The following is a 15,649-nucleotide window of genomic DNA, read 5'->3' on the forward strand; positions in this document are numbered from 1 at the left end:
GGTGCCCGACCAGCGATGGCATGGACGCGTCCGTCGAGACGGCCCTCGCCGCCGCCTTCCCGGACCGATCGGTCGAAGAACTCGTCGACGTCGGCCCCTCCTGGAACGGCGGCAACGAGACCGTCGGCGTCGATTTCACCGACGGCGGCCGCGCGTACCTCAAGGTCGCGCTCGACGGCGACGGGAGCCGGATCGCCCGCGAACGCGCCGTTCTGGAGTACGTCTCCACGCGACGACCGATCCCGGTTCCAGCGGTCGTCGCCGCCGATCCGAACGCGCAGGTACCGTACCTCGCGACCGCGCCGGCCCCGGGACGTGACCTCCACGAGGTCCTCGAGGAAGCGGACGACGACCGACGCGAGGCGCTGTCGTATCGCGTCGGCGAGACGCTCGCGATCCTCCACGCGGAGCGGTTCGAGAACCACGGCGAGATCCGTGGAGGAGGTGGGGACGCGGGGGGTTCCGGGGATCCTCCCGAACTCGACGTGGCGACGGCCTCGTGGACCGACACGCTGCTCTCGACGATCGAGTACACCCGCGAGATCGGCACGACCGATCGGCTCGCCCGCCACTTCGACGCCGTCATCGACTGTGTCGAGTCGAACCGGGCGCTCCTCGACGTCGCCCCCGCGGCGCTGCTCCACGGCGATATCGCGCCGCCGAACGCGTTCCTCGCGGAGGACGACGGCGGCGCGGCGAGTGCGGCGGCTGCGGCCGGCGCGGCCGGCGCGGCCGGCGATCCCGGTGTGGGCCTTCTCGACTGGGAGCTCGCGCACGTCGGGGACCCCGCCCGCGACCTGGTCCGCGCGCGCGACCAGCTCTGTAACGGCTTCGACTACGAGGGCCCGGAACGGTTCGGCGAGGCGGTGTACCGAGGGTACCGCGACCGCGCCGGCGACCTCCCCGAGGGGTTCACGGAGCGACGCCCCGTCTACCGGGTGGTCCGCGTCCTCGGACGCTCGGGCTTTCTCGACCAGTGGGTCACGTACCTCGACGAGCCGATGGGCGACCTCGTCGAGCGGATCGACGCGGAGCTGGACGCGCGGCTCGCGGCGGCAGGTGAGTAGTATACCACGTCTCGGTGACCCCCTCTCCGGTATGTCGAACGAAATCCACAGGATTCACGCGGCGATCACGACCGTGACCGCTCATGTCGTCCCGCGGTTCGTTCGCCGTGGACGACTCGCATCGCAGTTTCGATCCGCAATCGTCACACCCGCCGCGTCCGAATCGGGGGTATGAGCAGTCAGATCTCGCAGCGGGGGGCCGTCACGTGAATCGACGTCGCGCGGACACGGTCGTCGGCGTGTTCCTCGGGTTCGTCCTCTCGGCCGGCGGGGCGCTCGGTTGGCGGGCCTATCGACGACGTCGCGCCTTCGAGCAGTCGATGGGTTCGATGATGGATTCGTCCATGGGGACGATGCACGGACCGGACCCACTCTGGTACGCGGTTGGAACCCTGCTGGTTGCGGGCGGTATCGGCGGCGTCTATCTCGCGGTTCGAGGAGAGCTCACCGACTCGGAAGCGACCGACTCGGCGGAGCGTATCGGTCCCGATCCGACGTCGACGGAGACGACTGCGTCGATGGATGGCGAGGACTCACGAGCGAAGTCGCTCGATCCCGAATCGGACCCGCGGGCGCGCGTTCTCGATCTCTTGCCGGATGACGAACGACGCGTCCTCGAGCCCGTCCTGGACTCCCCCGGTATCACACAGATCGAACTCCGGGACCGGTCCGATTTCTCGAAGAGTAAGGTGAGTCAGACCGTGAGTTCACTCGAAAAGCGTGGGCTGCTGTACCGAGAACGACAGGGCCGGACCTACCGCGTGTATCCGAGTGAGGACCTTCAACAGCAGTAGCCGAGACGACGGCCGCCAGCTGTTGGACACCCGTCCTCTCGAATTCGAGAGGTATGAACGATCTCCGTGGAACGAAACGGTTAGAAGAGGCCATAGACGTTCTAGAACGGTCTAATCGTTGAGTTTTCACCCTCGGAGATAACCCCGAACCCACCGTATGACTACCTGAGGCGAAAGACGATGACCAACCGAAACCTCGGACGATGGCTGCTGGTGGCGCTCGCGATCGTCGGCCTCGCGTTCGCCGCCCCGGTAGTTAGCGCACACGGTGACGACCCGGCCCAGGGGAACGAGACGGCAGCTGAAGGGATGCCAGTCGATGGTGATACGACGGACTGGGCGGCCTGGATGGACGGTCACATGACCGACCACATGGGACCGGATGCCGTTGACGAGATGGAATCGCACATGGGTGTGACTGTCGATGAAACGGCCCAGGACATGACGGAGGACGATCACACCACGGTCGGGATGTACGGACGGAGGCACGGTTGCTAACGATCCCCGTCCGGGACACTCGTTCGGCACGACAGACTCACGAACCATCCAACAAACGATCACAATGACACACGACACCAACGCTCTCGAACGGACGACTCGTCGAATCGTGATGCTCGGCGTTCCGCTGCTGGTTACAGCAACGGGTACCGCTGCCGCTCACGGCGGCGGTGGCTACGGCGGCGGTATGATGGGCGGCGGTTGGGGGCTCTTCGGCGGTGGAATGGGCCTCTGGGGACTCCTCTGGATGGGACTCCTGATCGCCGTCCCGCTCTTCCTCGCCCGCTCGCTCCTTGATCGAGCGTCTAGAGAGGAGGAGACACGAGCGCCATCGGTGCTTCGTGAGCGCTACGCCCGCGGTGAGCTCACCGACGAGGAGTTCGAACACCGACGGGAACGGCTCGAACGGTCCGAATGAACGATCCGGAGGGGTGACCCGAGGAGCCGATCCGGCTACTGGAAAGGGGTGGCCCCTCTCCTCGTTACTCCCGGTTCCACGCCGCGTCGTCGGGGTCGATCGTCCGCCCACCGCCGGCCAGCCCGTCGATCTCGGCGAGGTCGTCCGCAGAGAGGTCGACCTCCGGCGCCGCGAGGTTCTCCGTCACGTGGTCCCCGGTCGACTTCGGGATCGGGACCACGTCGCGGGCGAGCGCCCACGAGAGCGCGACGACCGCCGTCGAGGTCCCGTTCCGCTCCGCCACCGCCGCGAGCGTCGGGTCATCGAGCAGCTCACCCCTCGCGAGCGGCGAGTACCCCACGAGGTGGTGATCGAACTCGGCGGCCAGCTCCCGGAGTTCGGGCTGCTGGAACCGCGGGTGACACTCGACCTGGTGGGCCGCGATCGGCGACTCGAGGATCTCGCGAGCCTCCCGGAGCAGGTCGGGGGTGAAGTTGGAGACGGCGACGTGGTCGGTGACGCCCTCCTCACGGAGCTCGTCGAAGACCGGAAGGGTCGCCTCGGGGTCGTACGCCTTCGTGGGCCAGTGGACGTACAGGAGATCGACGCGGTCGAGTCCCAGCCGGTCGAGGCTCTCGCGGGCCGTCTCGCGGGCGTCCGCGGGCGCGAGATTCGTCGGGTGGATCTTGGTGGCGACGACGACCTCGTCGCGGTCGACGTCGGCCCTCGCGATCCCCTCGCCGACCGCGGTCTCGTTGTCGTACATCTGTGCGGTGTCGACGTGGCGGTAGCCGGCCTCCAGCGCGGTCACGACGCTCTCCGTACACTCCGCGGGGTCGTCGAGACCGGACGTGCCGAGTCCGAGTCCGAGGTCGATCGGTGGCATACCCACACGTCTCTCCGCCGAGTGAAAAGCCCACCTCAGCCGGAAACGAGCGTTTCCGATCCGTGAGGAGGCGGTTCGGTCGTGTTTTCACGTCGTAGGAACCCTCTCCGCGTTACTTGAATGAAGGAGGCGTATCTCCGCCCGTTATGACCGACGGGATCCACGTTCAACTGGCGGTCTCCGCCTGCGAGGGCTGTCCCGTGGCGGCGCTCTCCGGGTCGACCGAGGTGGAGGACCTCCGCGTCGACCCCGTCGACGACACGGTCGAGTTCGTCGCCTCAGAACCGCCCGACGACCCGCCGTCGGTCCTGGAGTTCGTCGAGTTCGGCGGCCGCGCGCACGGTCGATACGAGATCACCCACGACGCGAACGAACACGCGCGTCCGGCGACCGACGGGGGGCTCGCGGTCGGGGCGGCGACCGACGGAGTGACCGCGCCGACCGACGCGGAGGCGGTCGCGAGCGTCGGCAACGCGACGGGCGGGGACGATGCCGCCGGCGACGGCGTCTGTGCCGGCTGCTCGTGCGGGGGACTCACGGCCGCGTTCGCGGACTTTCCCGTGTCGCCGCGCGAGACGCGAATGGACGACGGCGAGCTCCTCGTCTCGTTCGTCCTGGGCGGACACGAGGAGCTCGAGTCGGTCGTCGACGGCTTCGAGGACGCGGGCCTCGACGTCGAACTTCGCAGACTCCTCGTCGACCGGTGTCCCGAGGACGAGCGGTGTGACGTCGTCCCCGTCGACCTCACCGGCGTGACCGACCGGCAGGCCGAGGTGGCCGCCGCCGCCGCCGAGCACGGCTACTTCGAGCCCGACGGCGCGTCCGCGGCCGACCTCGCCGACGAGCTCGGTATCGCGAAGTCGACCGTCTCAGAACACCTCCGGATCGTGACGGCGTCGCTCTTCTCGCAGATCTTCGCGGACGGGCAGGATACTTAAACCGCCGAACAGTTCGGCGGCAGGCATGCGGGCGGGTAGACCGTAGTGATCACCAGCGGGGTCGAACGGGCTCGTTCGGCTCCGGGAACCCATGACCCAGTGGACACAGCTCGGACCGCGGGAACGCGAGATCCTCGCCGTCCTGCGGCGCGCCGACGCCCCCCTCACGGCACGCGACCTGCTCGACGCGGTACGTCGCCGCGGCGACGAGGTCGCGTACACGACCGTCAAGCGGACGGTCGACCGGCTGGTCGAGAAGGGGCTCGTCGAGCGCGACGTCGAGACGCACCGCGGGACGACCCGCCACCGGTACCGCTTCGACGTCGAGGTCGCCCGAGATCGCCTCCTACCGGCGTTCGCCGCCGAGGTACGGGAGGTGCTCGGCGAGCCGGCGGCGGAGCGGCTCGCCCGCGCGGTCCGAACGGAACGCGACGGCGACGACGGCGGAGACGCCGACGTCGCCGGAGCCCGACCACGACACGATGACTACTGACCCGAATCCCACCGACGATCGGGAGGCACGGAGCGACGAACAGCGCGACGACGCCGCGGGGACCGCCTCCGCGACCGAGGACGGGGCGGCCGAGGAGAGACGGACCGACGAGGGATCGACCGACGACGGTCCCGAGATCGTCGACGGGCGCACCGTCGAACACCTGATCACCGACCACGAGCGCGACATCGCCGCGACCGCGGAGGGGACCGACGCCACGGCCGCCCGGCGGCCCAACCTCGACCTCCCGCGGCTGGAGCTCGGCCGACGCGACTTCATGAAGGCCGGGGCCGCGGTGGGCGCGATGACGGGACTCGCGGGCTGTACGAGCGTCCTCTCGGACGAGGGGAACGGCGGAGGCGGCTCCTCGGGCGCGAGCGGCGAGCACTCGGTCGCCCCGGGCGAACACGACGAGTACTACGGCTTCCTCAGCGGGGGTCACACCGGCGAGATCCGGGTCGTCGGGATCCCCTCGATGCGCGAGCTCATGCGGATCCCGGTGTTCCAGGCCGAGAGCGCCCGCGGGTTCGGTCACGACGCGAAGTCGAGCGAGATCCTGGAGGAGGGCGGCGGCTACACGTGGGGTGACACCCACCACCCGCGCGTCTCACAGACCGACAACGACTACGACGGCCGCTGGCTGTTCGTCAACGACAAGGCGAACGGGCGGATGGCCCGAGTCGACCTCGAGTACTTCGAGACGGACGCGATCACGAACGTCCCCAACAGCCAGGCCGTCCACGGCGCGTGTATGCAGCTTCCCGACACGCAGCTCGTCTTTGGCGTCGGGGAGTTCCGCGTGCCGATGCCCAACGACGGTCGCGACGTGGACGACCCCGACGCGTACGGCTCCGTCCTCACCGCCATCGACCCCGAGACGATGGACGTTGAGTGGCAGGTCGAGGTCGACGGCAACATGGACAACGGCGACGGCGGCAAGGAGGGACGCTGGTTCTTCGCGACCGGCTACAACAGCGAGGAGGGCGTCACCCAGGGGGAGATGACCCGATCGGACCGCGACTACGTGAAGGCGTTTGACATCCCCGCGATCTGGGACGCCGTCGAGGCCGGGAACTACGAGGAGATAAGCGGCGTGCCGGTCGTCGACGGCACCATGGACAGTTCGCTCAACGAGGGCGACCGTCCGGTCGTCCGGTACGTCCCGACGCCGAAGAGCCCCCACGGGGTCAGCGTCACGCCCGACGGGAACTACGCGATCGCCTCCGGCAAGCTCGACCCGACCTGTACGGTCATCGGCGTCGACGAGATCGCCGAGGTCGACGACCCGGCGGACGCGATCCTCGGGCAGCCGCGGGTCGGGATGGGGCCGCTCCACACCGCCTACGACGACCGCGGCCACGCGTACACGACGCTGTTCATCGACTCGCAGGTCGTCAAGTGGGACTACGAGGCGGCGGTGGAGGCCGAGGCCGGCTCCGAGGAGCCGATCGTGGAAAAACACGACGTCCACTACAACCCCGGCCACCTCATCGCGAGCGAGTCGTACACGGCGTCGCCGCAGGGCGACTACTTGGTGTCTCTGAACAAGCTCTCGAAGGACCGGTTCCTCCCGGTCGGCCCGATCCATCCCGAGAACGACCAGATGTTCTACATCGGCGACGACGACGCCGGGATGGAGCTGGTCAAGGACAAGCCGTCGTACCCCGAGCCGCACGACGCGAGCATCGTCCACCGGGACAAGATCGAGCCGGCGAAGACGTGGGATCCCGACGACTACGACCTCGATTTCGTCCCCGAGGGCGAGGAGTCCTTCGAGCGGGTCGACGACAGCACCGTCGAGATCGAGATGTGGGCGCGCCGCAACGAGTACGCCTTCCCCGAGGTCACGGTCCGGGAGGGCGACGAGGTCACGATCCGGATATCCAACGTCGAGACCACGAGCGACGTGATCCACTCGATCGCGATCCCGGAGTACGACATCAACCTCGCGTTGGCGCCCCAGGACACCCGTGAGGTGACGTTCACCGCGGACGAGCCCGGCGTGTACTGGGCGTACTGCGCGTACTTCTGTAGCGCGCTCCACCTCGAGATGCGCTCGCGGATCCTCGTGGAGCCGCGCGACGGCTGAGGCGCCGACCGACGAACCGCCGGGCCGCCGGACGCGGCCGTCACCCGCCCCCACCCAACCCAACCTCACCCACGCCATGACAGCCCCACTCGACCGACTCACGGAACTCAGACGGGCGCTGCCCGTGACGGCGGCGGCGATGTTCGTCGTCGCGCTGACGGTGCCCGTCTGGCGGATCGCCTTCGAAGCGCCCCAGTACCCCGACGGGTTGCTCGTCACGCTGTACGCGTACCCGCGGCTCGGCGGCGACTTCGCGGAGGTACAGGCGCTCAACCACTACGTCGGGTTCTACTACCCGGACCCGGTGTTCGTCGACCCGAACTACGCGGTCCACCCGGACGCGATCGCCGCCCCGGAGTGGATCCTGGGGCCGATCGTGTTCCTCGCGGTGGCGGCCGCGGGCGTGTTCGTCGCGGTCGCGCCCACGGAGCGGAAGCTCCGGCTCGGGCTGTTCGGCCAACTGATCGGGGCCACGGTCGCGTTCGTCGGCACGTTCGCGATCGTCCAGTACCGGCTCCACCAGGCCGGCCACGCGCTCGGTGAGAGCGCACCGGTCGTCGGCGTCGCGGAGTTCACCCCGCCGCTTCTGGGCGGCTACCGGATCGCCAACATCAGCGGCGTGGCGTGGTTCGGCCCCGGCGGCTACCTCGCCGGAGCGGGGTTCCTGCTGCTCGTGGTCGCGTTCCTGTTGCGGGACTCGCGGATCACGGTCGGCGAGGCCCTCGGCGCGCTCCGGGAGCGGCTCGGGGGTCGCGACGCCGACGAGTCGGATCGGGACCCGGCCGCGGCGGGGTCGGATCGGGATCCGGCCGCGGCCGATTCGGAGGGGGACCCGACCGTGGCGGAGTCGGATCGACGGCCGACCGCCGAGGACCCGCGGACGGAGGTGTGACCCGATGAGCCGTCTCCCGTCTCCCGGCGCGCTCGTTCCGGCACGTGCGGTGTTCCTCGCGGCCGCGATCGTCCTCGCGGCCGTCCTCGGCGGGGCCGTCGCCGCCGTCGAGGGCGGGACGGAGGCGGGAGCTGGAACCGACAGCGGCGTCGACGGGAGCGGCTCGATCGACGCGGTGAACGCCACCGGCGACGCCGTCGTCGACGTCTCCGACTACGACCCCGACCGACCGACTGAACCCGGCGTCGCCAGGGTCGTGAGCGACGGGGACGCCACGGCCGGGAACGCGTCATCGGATGATGGCGCTGCCGGGGGCGACGCCGAGACGTACGACGACCTCGCCGACGCCGTCGACGCCGCGGAGGCGGGCGACGTCGTCGAGGTGTCGGGCGTCCTCGAGCCCGCCGATCCCGTCGTCGTCGACGCGCGGAACGTGACGATCCGCGGCGGGGGGGCCGAGGCCGCGATGATCGACGGCGGCGGCGACGACACCGTCGTCTCGGTCCGCGCCCCGAACGTCACGGTCGAGGGGCTCCGGATCCACGATTCCGGCGAGGACCTCGAGTCGGAGGACGCGGGCGTCTTCCTCGCCGAGAACGCGGACGGGGCGGTCCTCGCCGACCTGTACCTCTCCGACGTCGCCTTCGGCGTCTGGGTGAACGGCGCGGACGCCGTCACCGTGCGGGACTCCCGGATCGAGGGGACGGAGGACCCGAGCTTCGTCGACCGCGGCAACGGGATCAACCTCTGGGAGACGACCGGATCCGAGATCCGGAACAACGAGATCACCGGGGTCCGCGACGGGATCTACTTCTCGTGGGCGTCGAACGTCGAGACCACGGGGAACACGCTGTGGGACCTTCGGTACGGCGTCCACTACATGTACTCGGACGACAACCGCCTCGCGGACAACGTCGCCGTCGGCAACGACGTGGGGTACGCGCTGATGGTGAGCGAGGGCGTCGAGGCCGTGAACAACACCGCGGTCGCGAACCGCGGGAAGAGCGGCCACGGGATCCTGCTCAAGGAGATCGAGGACAGCGTCGTCAGCGACAACGACCTCGTCGCCAACGACCGGGGGCTCTTCCTCTACAACGCCCAGCACAACGAGGTCCGCGGGAACCTCGTCTACGCGAACGGGGTCGGCGTCCACCACAGCGCCGACACCCAGGGGACGGCGGTCGTCGGCAACGACTTCGTCGACAACGGGGAGCAGGTGCTGACGACGACTCGCGAGCTGCTGGCGTGGAACGGGACGACCCGCGGCAACCACTGGTCCGACGCCCGCGTGGCCGACAGCGACGGCGACGGCGTCGGCGAGGCCAGACACCGGCCGGCCGGCGCGGCCGAGCGGCTGGTCCAGGAGCACCCGACCGCCGCCGTCTTCGCGACCGGCCCGGCCTTCGACGCGATCCGGCTGGTCGAGAGCCGGTTCCCCGTCGTCGAGACCGCGGGCGTGGTCGACCACCGCCCGCTGGCCACGCCGAGCCACGACCTCGAGTCGTATCGCCCGTACGCCGCGGCCGTCGACCCGGCCGTGGAGTACGACGACGACCCCGGAGACGAACACCACTGACCATGCGAATCGACATCACCGACGTCCACAGACGGTACGGCGACCTCGAGGCCCTCGCCGGGGTCGACTTCACGGTCGAGCCCGGCGACGCGTACGGCCTCGTCGGCACCAACGGCGCGGGCAAGTCCACCCTGTTCCGGCTGATCGCCGGCCACGAGCGACCCGACGCGGGTCGCGTCGAGGTCGGCGGCCGCGATGCCGCGGCGGCCGGCTGGCGGGTCCGCGAGGAGATCGGTTTCCTCCCGGAGGACCCCGGCTTCCCGCCCGGCGAGACGGGCCGCGAGACGCTGGCGTTCCACGCCGACGTCCGCGGGATCGGGTCCGGTCCCGACGACGCGGCGGCCCGGATCGAGGGCGCGGCCGCGACGGTCGGGCTCGCGGATGCGATCGACCGACCCATCGGGGGATACTCGAAGGGAATGCGCCGGCGGCTCGGGCTGGCGGCCGCCCTGTTGGCGAACCCCTCGGTGCTGCTCCTCGACGAGCCGACCGCGGGACTCGACCCGAACGGCGTGGCGGCGCTCAGGGAGGTCCTGACCCGCGTCCGCGACGAGACGAACGCGACACTCCTGCTCGCGTCGCACGCGCTCCGGGAGGTCGAGCGCGTCTGTGATCGCGTCGGCGTCGTCGACGGCGGCCGGCTCCTCGCGGAGGGGAGGCCCGACGAACTCGCCGACGGCCACGAGGACGGGCTCGAGGGCGCGTTCGTCTCCCTCACCGGGGGTGGTCGCGATGCCTGAGCCCGGCGAGGACGGAGAGCGCGACGGCGAGGAGCCGGACCAGAGGAGCACGGACGACGAGCCGGACGAGGGCGTCCCCGACGGCGGCGTCGCCGTCGACGACGTGTCGACGGCCGAGGCGCCGCGTGCGGCCGAGCCGACCGCGACCGCGGAGGGCCGGAACGCGTCCTCCCTCGGCCGCCTCGTCGGCGGACTCCCGCGCCCGGGGACCGTCGTCCGTCTCGCGCGGCGGGAGGCCCGGCTCACGGTCCGCCGCGGCTGGGCGCTCGGGCTGACGGTCCTGCTCGCCGTCTTCGCCGTCCTGCTGGCGACGTTCAGCGGGTCGAGCGTCGCGCCGAGCGGGTACGACCCCGTGGTCGCGAGCTACGTCGAGCTGGCGACGTACCTCGTGCCGCTCGCCGCGCTGGCGTTCGGCCACGGCGCGGTCGTGGGCGCGGCCGAGCGCGGGCGGCTCGGCGTCCTCCTGACGCTGCCGGTCTCGCGCGCGGAGACCGCCCTCGGGATCCTCGCCGGGCGGGCGGCCGTCCTCTCGAGCGCCGTCGTCCTCGGCTTCGGCGGCCCGGGGCTGCTCCTGTTGCGCGAGTTCGGGCTGGCGGGGTGGCCGACGTTCGCGGGGTTCCTGCTCGCGACCGTCGCGGTCGCGGTCGCGCTCCTCGGGGTCGGCGTGGCGATCTCCGCGCTCGCGCCCACCTCGACGTTCGCGCTGGCGGGTTCGCTCCTCGTCTGGGTGTGGACCGCGCTCGTCCACGACCTGCTCGCGCTCGGCGTGCTCTCGGCGTTCGGGGGGGCCGGCGAGTTCGTCGCCGCCATGATCGTCTCGAACCCGGTCGCGACGTACCGCCTGCTCGCGCTCGCGCCCACGGACGCCGCGAGCGCCGGCCTCGCGGCCGCGCTCAACGGCAGCGGCCTCTCGATCGGACTCCTCCTCGCGTCGCTCCTCGCGTGGGTCGCGGTCGCCGGCGTCGTCGCCGCGGTCGCGCTCCGGCGGAAACGGATCTGAGTCGGCGGTGTCCTCGAAGCCGGACCCGGACTCGGACCTCGAATTCCAGACCTCAGAGCCCGGTTACACCGAGTCAGGCGGCGATTCCGGGAACCGACGTGAGAAGCAGGTAGCCGAAGGCAGCGATGAGGGTCCCGCCGAGCGCGATGCTTCCCGCGGATCGACCGAACATCCGCGCGACGGTCTCCAGTTCGCCCCCGTTCGTGATCCGGAACGTCGGGGTCTCCTCGCCGTCGCCGACGTACGCCCGCTCGTCACCGAGGTCGACGTCCGTCTCGACCGCGGGGACCTTCTGTCCGATGACGTGGACTCCGTCGCCGGGATCGATGCGGCTCTCGGTCTTCTTCACGTCCCCGACGTGGCTGCTGTACTCGGTGTCCAACCCGAGCGTCGCGGCGGCCGGATCGACGGGTATCGATCCGGTGTCGTCGGAGACGAGGAACGGAACCGAGTCGCCTCCGGAGTCGACGGTCCGCCACTCCGTCTCGTACTCACCGTCCTCGTTCCGCTCCCGCTTCTCTCGTTTCTTCGAGTAGCTGTACGCCAGACACTCGGCCTCGTCGTACGGCGACTGGAGTGTACCCGACAGCGGTTCCGCCGTTCCTTCGATCTCTATCGTCCCGTCCGCGAGACGGGCCTCCTCGATCGGGATCGGATCGCTCGCCCACACCGCGATCGTCCGCCTGATCCCGTTGACTCCCCAGACCACGAGGTAGACGCCGACCAGCGCCGCGACGCCGGCGAGCGCCAACACGAGCGTTTCCTCCGTTACCGGACCGATGACAGTGGATACGAGCGAACACCCGCCGTTCCGATGTTCGTGTCAAATAATCAATCTTTCGGGCACGCGTCGACCGCTCTGGGTTTCTCCCGTCAGTCCCGCTCCTCGAGGAACCGCGCGATCCGGTCCGTGGCCTCCTTGAGCTCGCGCATCGAGGTCGCATACGACACCCGGAGGTGGCCCTCGCCGCCCGCGCCGAAGACGGAACCGGGCACGACCGCGACCCCCTCCGCCTCCAGCAGCGCCTCGGCGAACGCCTCGTCGTCGCCGCCGCACTCCGGGAACGCGTAGAACGCCCCGCCGGGCTCGAACGTGTCGAGGCCCATCGCGTTGAACCGGGAGACGACGAGCCGACGGCGTCGGTTGTACTCCTCGACCATCTCCGTCACCTCGTCGTCGCAGCTCCGGAGCGCCTCCAGGGCGGCGATCTGGGCGGTCGTCGGCGCGGAGAGCATGGTGTACTGATGGATCCGGTTCATCGCGTCGATCACGTCTGCCGGGCCGAGCGCGTACCCCAGCCGGAGCCCCGTCATCGCGTACGCCTTCGAGAAGCCGTTGACGACGACAGTGCGCTCGCGCATTCCCGGTTGGGTGGCGATCGAGGCGTGATCCCCGCGGTAGGTGAGCGCCGAGTAGATCTCGTCGGCAACGACCCGGAGGTCGTTCTCGCGGCAGAAGGTCGCCACCTCGGCCAGCTGCGCGTCGGTCATCGTCGCGCCGGTCGGGTTGTTCGGGTAACAGAGGACGAGCAGGTCGGCCTCACCCGCGCCGGCCGCCTCGAGCCGATCGGGAGTGAGCGCGAAGTCGTCCACGGCGCGCGTCGGGACCGACAGCGGCTCGCCACCGGCGAGCTCGACGCCCGGCGCGTACGAGATGTAGGAGGGCTCGTGGATCGCCACGACGTCGCCGGGGTCGACGAGCGTGCGGAACGCCAGATCGACCGCCTCGCTCGCGCCCGTCGTGACGAGGATCTCCTCGCCCGGATCGTACGACTGGTCGTACCGCTCGTGGTGGACGGCGATCGCCTCGCGAAGCTCCACGGTCCCGCGGTTGGCGGTGTAGGAGGTTCGTCCGCGTTCGAGCCCGTCGATCGCGGCGTTGCGCGCGGCCCACGGCGCGGAGAAGTCGGGCTCGCCGACGCCGAGCGAGATGACGTCGTCGCGGGCCTCCGCCAGCTCGAAGAACTTCCGGATCCCGGACTCGGGGAGCTCGCGGGCGCGATCGGCCGTCCTCATGGCGAGACGGAGAGCCGGTCGTCGTCGTCGCCGTCGGCGAAGCGGACCCCGCCGTCCTTGTACGTCTCCATGATGTAGTGGGTGACCGTCTGGGTGACCTCCGGCATCGGCGCGACCTGCTCGGAGATGAACCGCGAGACGTCGTCCATCGAGCCGCCGAGCACCTCGACGGCGAAGTCGTAGTCGCCGGAGACGAGGTGGAGGGCGTCGACCGCGGGGAACTTCGCGATCCGGTCCGCGACCTCCTCGTAGCCCGTCTCGCGGTCGAGCGCCACGTTGATCTCGACGAGCGCGCGGATCTTCCCGTCTTCCGTGCGGTCCCAGTCCACGACGGCCTGGTAGCCGTGGACCACGCCGTCGGCCTCCAGCGACGCGATGGCCGCCTCAACCCCCTCCGCGTCGAGGCCCGTCTGGGCCGCGATGTCCTCGATGTCCTCGCGAGCGTTCCGCGCCAACACGTCGAGTACCTCGCGCTCTGCTTCCATACCGACACGTGAGGTGGTGAGGGTTTGAATATGGCGACGCACGCAAGCGTCCCCGGGAAGGCGCGACTGCGTTCGCCCCGCTCGTCGTCTCGGTCGCCGCGATTCGCTCCCGGTTCCGCCGGGTCGCGGGTCGGTGAGTTCACCGGTCGGTGGGACCGATCGGCGCGCCGCAGTCGGGACAGACGTCGTCCTCGCGAGAGACCGCGAGGTCGCACGCCGGACAGAACCGGCGATCGCAGGCTGGGTCGCCCATGTCCGACCCGAGGGACTCCGTCGACAAAAGTCTCGGCACGTCCGGCCCGGATCGCAATCCCTTTCCAACCCGTGAGCGGCGTACCGGTGTGAGCAACGCCGACAGCCGGTCGCAGTTCTGGGCCCTCTACCTCACGCGGTTCGCCGAGGGCTTCGGATTCATCACGCTCTTGACGCTCCTGCCGACGTACATCAACACGCTCGACCCGCAGGCGACGACCGTGCTCGGGATCGGCGTCTCGGCGGGGTTCATCATCGGGATGTACACCACCGGGTTCACGCTGGCGCAGACGGTCGCGGTGGTGCCGCTCGCGTGGGCAGGCGACCGGTTCGACAAGCGTCGCGTCCTCCTCGCCGTCTTGGCGGCCGGCGCGGCCGTCTACGCGCTGTTCCCCGTCGTCGACTCCTCCGCGTCGTTCGTCCTGATCCGCGGGCTCCAGGGCGTCGCGGTAACCGGTGTGTCGCTGATGACGCTCTCGCTCGTCGGCCAAGTCGCCGAGACGGGCACCCGCGCGGACAAGATCGGCAAGGCGAACGCGGCCTCCTTTTCGGCTTCGATCGTCGGGTCGCTTTCCGCAGGCGTGATCTACGACGCCGTCGGCTTCGGCCCCATCTTCACCGTCATCACCGTCCTGATGGTCCTCGCGTGGGTCGTCGTTTGGGGCGTCCTCGACCCCGATCCCACCCGCACCGAGGGGTTCCCGTTCACCGACCTCGCGGTTAACCGGAAGATCGTCTCGATCACGGCGTTCCGCGCGCAGTACGCCTTCGCCGTGACGATGGTCCGGACGTGGGTGCCGATCTACGCCGGGACCGCGATGGCCTCGGGCGGTCTCGCCGTCGGCGCGACCGCGGTCGCGGTCACCGTCACGGTGGAGAAGGCGACGAACATGGTCGGCCAGCTGTTCACCGGCCGCCTCTCCGACGGCTACGGCCGGTCGCTCTTCGTCTTCGCGGGCGGGGGAGCCTACGGGCTGGTCGCGGTCTGTATCCCCTTCGCGCCCGCGATCGGCACCGCTTTCGGCGCCGACGTGACGCTCCCGTTCCTCGGCACGCTCCCGCCGGCGTACCTCCCGCTCGTCGCGTTCTCGGGGCTGCTCGGCGTCGCCGACTCCTTCCGCGAGCCCGCGAGCATGGCGCTGTTCGCGGACGAGGGGACCGACGAGGGCGGCGTCGCCTCCAGCTTCGGCATCCGCGAGCTCGTCTGGCGACCCGGCTCCGTCGCGGGACCGCTGGTCGCCGGGTGGTTGATGGTCGAGGTGAGCATGGCCTCGGTGTTCCACGTCGGCGGCGCGTTCGCGATCACGGGCGTCCTCGCGTTCCTCGCGTTCCTGATCCGCGACCACGGCCGAGCCGCGCTGACGACGTGGTGAGGTCGCGCTGACGACGTGGCGACTCCGCGCTGACGACGTGGCGAGGTCGGGGCCGGAAACCGTTCGATACCGGTGATGGACGGTCGGCCACGTTCTCCGGCGAGCCTTTCAGGGAGTGGAAGATTGAAACCCCGAACGGCGGTGTATCGGGTA

16 protein-coding genes are annotated in these 15,649 nt (G+C 70.2%); 12 read left to right on the forward strand and 4 right to left on the reverse strand.

Annotation, left to right across the window (positions count from 1 at the left end):
- Window positions 1–20: 20 nt before the first annotated feature.
- The 4 genes from FN829_RS05455 to FN829_RS05470 all read left to right on the forward strand — a co-directional run bounded on the left by FN829_RS05455 (window position 21) and on the right by FN829_RS05470 (window position 2,777).
- Window positions 21–1,067, forward strand: coding sequence for a phosphotransferase family protein (locus FN829_RS05455; RefSeq protein ID WP_142985984.1), 1,047 nt, complete (start codon window positions 21–23; stop codon window positions 1,065–1,067).
- 206 nt (window positions 1,068–1,273) lie between these two features.
- The gene (locus tag FN829_RS05460) at window positions 1,274–1,861 is read left to right on the forward strand and encodes a helix-turn-helix transcriptional regulator (protein WP_142985985.1); all 588 of its coding nucleotides are present in this window, start codon (window positions 1,274–1,276) and stop codon (window positions 1,859–1,861) included.
- Window positions 1,862–2,041: 180 nt separating this feature from the next.
- Window positions 2,042–2,359, forward strand: coding sequence for a hypothetical protein (locus FN829_RS05465; RefSeq protein WP_142985986.1), 318 nt, complete (start codon window positions 2,042–2,044; stop codon window positions 2,357–2,359).
- Window positions 2,360–2,423: 64 nt separating this feature from the next.
- Complete coding sequence (locus FN829_RS05470; RefSeq protein ID WP_142985987.1) at window positions 2,424–2,777, forward strand: SHOCT domain-containing protein; 354 nt, start codon at window positions 2,424–2,426, stop codon at window positions 2,775–2,777.
- Between the two features lie 64 nt (window positions 2,778–2,841).
- On the opposite strand, the gene FN829_RS05475 is transcribed toward FN829_RS05470, so the two are convergent.
- Window positions 2,842–3,642, reverse strand: a complete 801-nt coding sequence (locus FN829_RS05475; protein WP_142985988.1) for an aldo/keto reductase — start codon at window positions 3,640–3,642, stop codon at window positions 2,842–2,844.
- Window positions 3,643–3,788: 146 nt separating this feature from the next.
- Between FN829_RS05475 and FN829_RS05480 the strand changes: the two genes are divergently transcribed.
- From FN829_RS05480 to FN829_RS05510, 7 genes are all read left to right on the forward strand, one after another.
- The gene (locus tag FN829_RS05480) at window positions 3,789–4,580 is read left to right on the forward strand and encodes a helix-turn-helix domain-containing protein (RefSeq protein WP_142985989.1); all 792 of its coding nucleotides are present in this window, start codon (window positions 3,789–3,791) and stop codon (window positions 4,578–4,580) included.
- A 91-nt stretch (window positions 4,581–4,671) separates the two neighbouring features.
- The gene (locus FN829_RS05485; RefSeq protein WP_142985990.1) at window positions 4,672–5,073 is read left to right on the forward strand and encodes a BlaI/MecI/CopY family transcriptional regulator; all 402 of its coding nucleotides are present in this window, start codon (window positions 4,672–4,674) and stop codon (window positions 5,071–5,073) included.
- Window positions 5,063–7,162, forward strand: coding sequence for a TAT-dependent nitrous-oxide reductase (gene nosZ, locus FN829_RS05490; RefSeq protein ID WP_185955693.1), 2,100 nt, complete (start codon window positions 5,063–5,065; stop codon window positions 7,160–7,162). The genes FN829_RS05485 and nosZ overlap by 11 nt, the downstream gene beginning before the upstream one ends.
- 76 nt (window positions 7,163–7,238) lie before the next feature.
- Window positions 7,239–8,054, forward strand: coding sequence for a hypothetical protein (locus FN829_RS05495; protein WP_142985991.1), 816 nt, complete (start codon window positions 7,239–7,241; stop codon window positions 8,052–8,054).
- A 4-nt stretch (window positions 8,055–8,058) separates the two neighbouring features.
- On the forward strand, window positions 8,059–9,630 hold the full coding sequence (gene nosD / locus FN829_RS05500) for a nitrous oxide reductase family maturation protein NosD (RefSeq protein WP_142985992.1): 1,572 nt from the start codon (window positions 8,059–8,061) through the stop codon (window positions 9,628–9,630).
- A 2-nt stretch (window positions 9,631–9,632) separates the two neighbouring features.
- Entirely contained in the window at window positions 9,633–10,370 is a 738-nt protein-coding gene (locus tag FN829_RS05505; protein ID WP_142985993.1) for an ABC transporter ATP-binding protein, read from the forward strand.
- Window positions 10,363–11,370 carry an ABC transporter permease gene (locus tag FN829_RS05510; protein WP_142985994.1) on the forward strand — a complete coding sequence of 336 codons (1,008 nt, stop codon included), beginning with the start codon at window positions 10,363–10,365 and terminating at the stop codon, window positions 11,368–11,370. The genes FN829_RS05505 and FN829_RS05510 overlap by 8 nt, the downstream gene beginning before the upstream one ends.
- 73 nt (window positions 11,371–11,443) lie before the next feature.
- On the opposite strand, the gene FN829_RS05515 is transcribed toward FN829_RS05510, so the two are convergent.
- From FN829_RS05515 to FN829_RS05525, 3 genes are all read right to left on the reverse strand, one after another.
- Window positions 11,444–12,124 (reverse strand): GIDE domain-containing protein, encoded by a 681-nt coding sequence (locus tag FN829_RS05515; protein WP_185955694.1) that lies wholly within the window; start codon window positions 12,122–12,124, stop codon window positions 11,444–11,446.
- Window positions 12,125–12,243: 119 nt separating this feature from the next.
- On the reverse strand, window positions 12,244–13,386 hold the full coding sequence (locus FN829_RS05520) for a pyridoxal phosphate-dependent aminotransferase (RefSeq protein WP_142985996.1): 1,143 nt from the start codon (window positions 13,384–13,386) through the stop codon (window positions 12,244–12,246).
- Window positions 13,383–13,871: an Lrp/AsnC family transcriptional regulator gene (locus FN829_RS05525; protein ID WP_142985997.1), complete on the reverse strand. Its 489-nt coding sequence runs from the start codon at window positions 13,869–13,871 to the stop codon at window positions 13,383–13,385. The genes FN829_RS05520 and FN829_RS05525 overlap by 4 nt, the downstream gene beginning before the upstream one ends.
- Before the next feature lie 341 nt (window positions 13,872–14,212).
- On the opposite strand from FN829_RS05525, the gene FN829_RS05530 reads away from it, so the two are divergent.
- On the forward strand, window positions 14,213–15,496 hold the full coding sequence (locus tag FN829_RS05530; RefSeq protein WP_142985998.1) for an MFS transporter: 1,284 nt from the start codon (window positions 14,213–14,215) through the stop codon (window positions 15,494–15,496).
- Window positions 15,497–15,649 lie beyond the last annotated feature (153 nt).

The organism is Halorubrum cibi, assembly GCF_900182635.1.
Lineage (GTDB): Archaea > Halobacteriota > Halobacteria > Halobacteriales > Haloferacaceae > Halorubrum > Halorubrum cibi.

Excerpts from the sequence above, each read along its gene's own strand:
- FN829_RS05455 (WP_142985984.1), top strand. The coding sequence starts at position 21 with ATGGACGCGTCCGTCGAGACGGCCCTCGCCGCCGCCTTCCCGGACCGA.
- FN829_RS05465 (WP_142985986.1), top strand. The coding sequence starts at position 2,042 with ATGACCAACCGAAACCTCGGACGATGGCTGCTGGTGGCGCTCGCGATC.
- FN829_RS05470 (WP_142985987.1), top strand. The coding sequence starts at position 2,424 with ATGACACACGACACCAACGCTCTCGAACGGACGACTCGTCGAATCGTG.
- FN829_RS05475 (WP_142985988.1), bottom strand. The coding sequence starts at position 3,642 with ATGCCACCGATCGACCTCGGACTCGGACTCGGCACGTCCGGTCTCGAC.
- FN829_RS05480 (WP_142985989.1), top strand. The coding sequence starts at position 3,789 with ATGACCGACGGGATCCACGTTCAACTGGCGGTCTCCGCCTGCGAGGGC.
- FN829_RS05485 (WP_142985990.1), top strand. The coding sequence starts at position 4,672 with ATGACCCAGTGGACACAGCTCGGACCGCGGGAACGCGAGATCCTCGCC.
- nosZ (WP_185955693.1), top strand. The coding sequence starts at position 5,063 with ATGACTACTGACCCGAATCCCACCGACGATCGGGAGGCACGGAGCGAC.
- FN829_RS05495 (WP_142985991.1), top strand. The coding sequence starts at position 7,239 with ATGACAGCCCCACTCGACCGACTCACGGAACTCAGACGGGCGCTGCCC.
- nosD (WP_142985992.1), top strand. The coding sequence starts at position 8,059 with ATGAGCCGTCTCCCGTCTCCCGGCGCGCTCGTTCCGGCACGTGCGGTG.
- FN829_RS05505 (WP_142985993.1), top strand. The coding sequence starts at position 9,633 with ATGCGAATCGACATCACCGACGTCCACAGACGGTACGGCGACCTCGAG.
- FN829_RS05510 (WP_142985994.1), top strand. The coding sequence starts at position 10,363 with ATGCCTGAGCCCGGCGAGGACGGAGAGCGCGACGGCGAGGAGCCGGAC.
- FN829_RS05520 (WP_142985996.1), bottom strand. The coding sequence starts at position 13,386 with ATGAGGACGGCCGATCGCGCCCGCGAGCTCCCCGAGTCCGGGATCCGG.
- FN829_RS05525 (WP_142985997.1), bottom strand. The coding sequence starts at position 13,871 with ATGGAAGCAGAGCGCGAGGTACTCGACGTGTTGGCGCGGAACGCTCGC.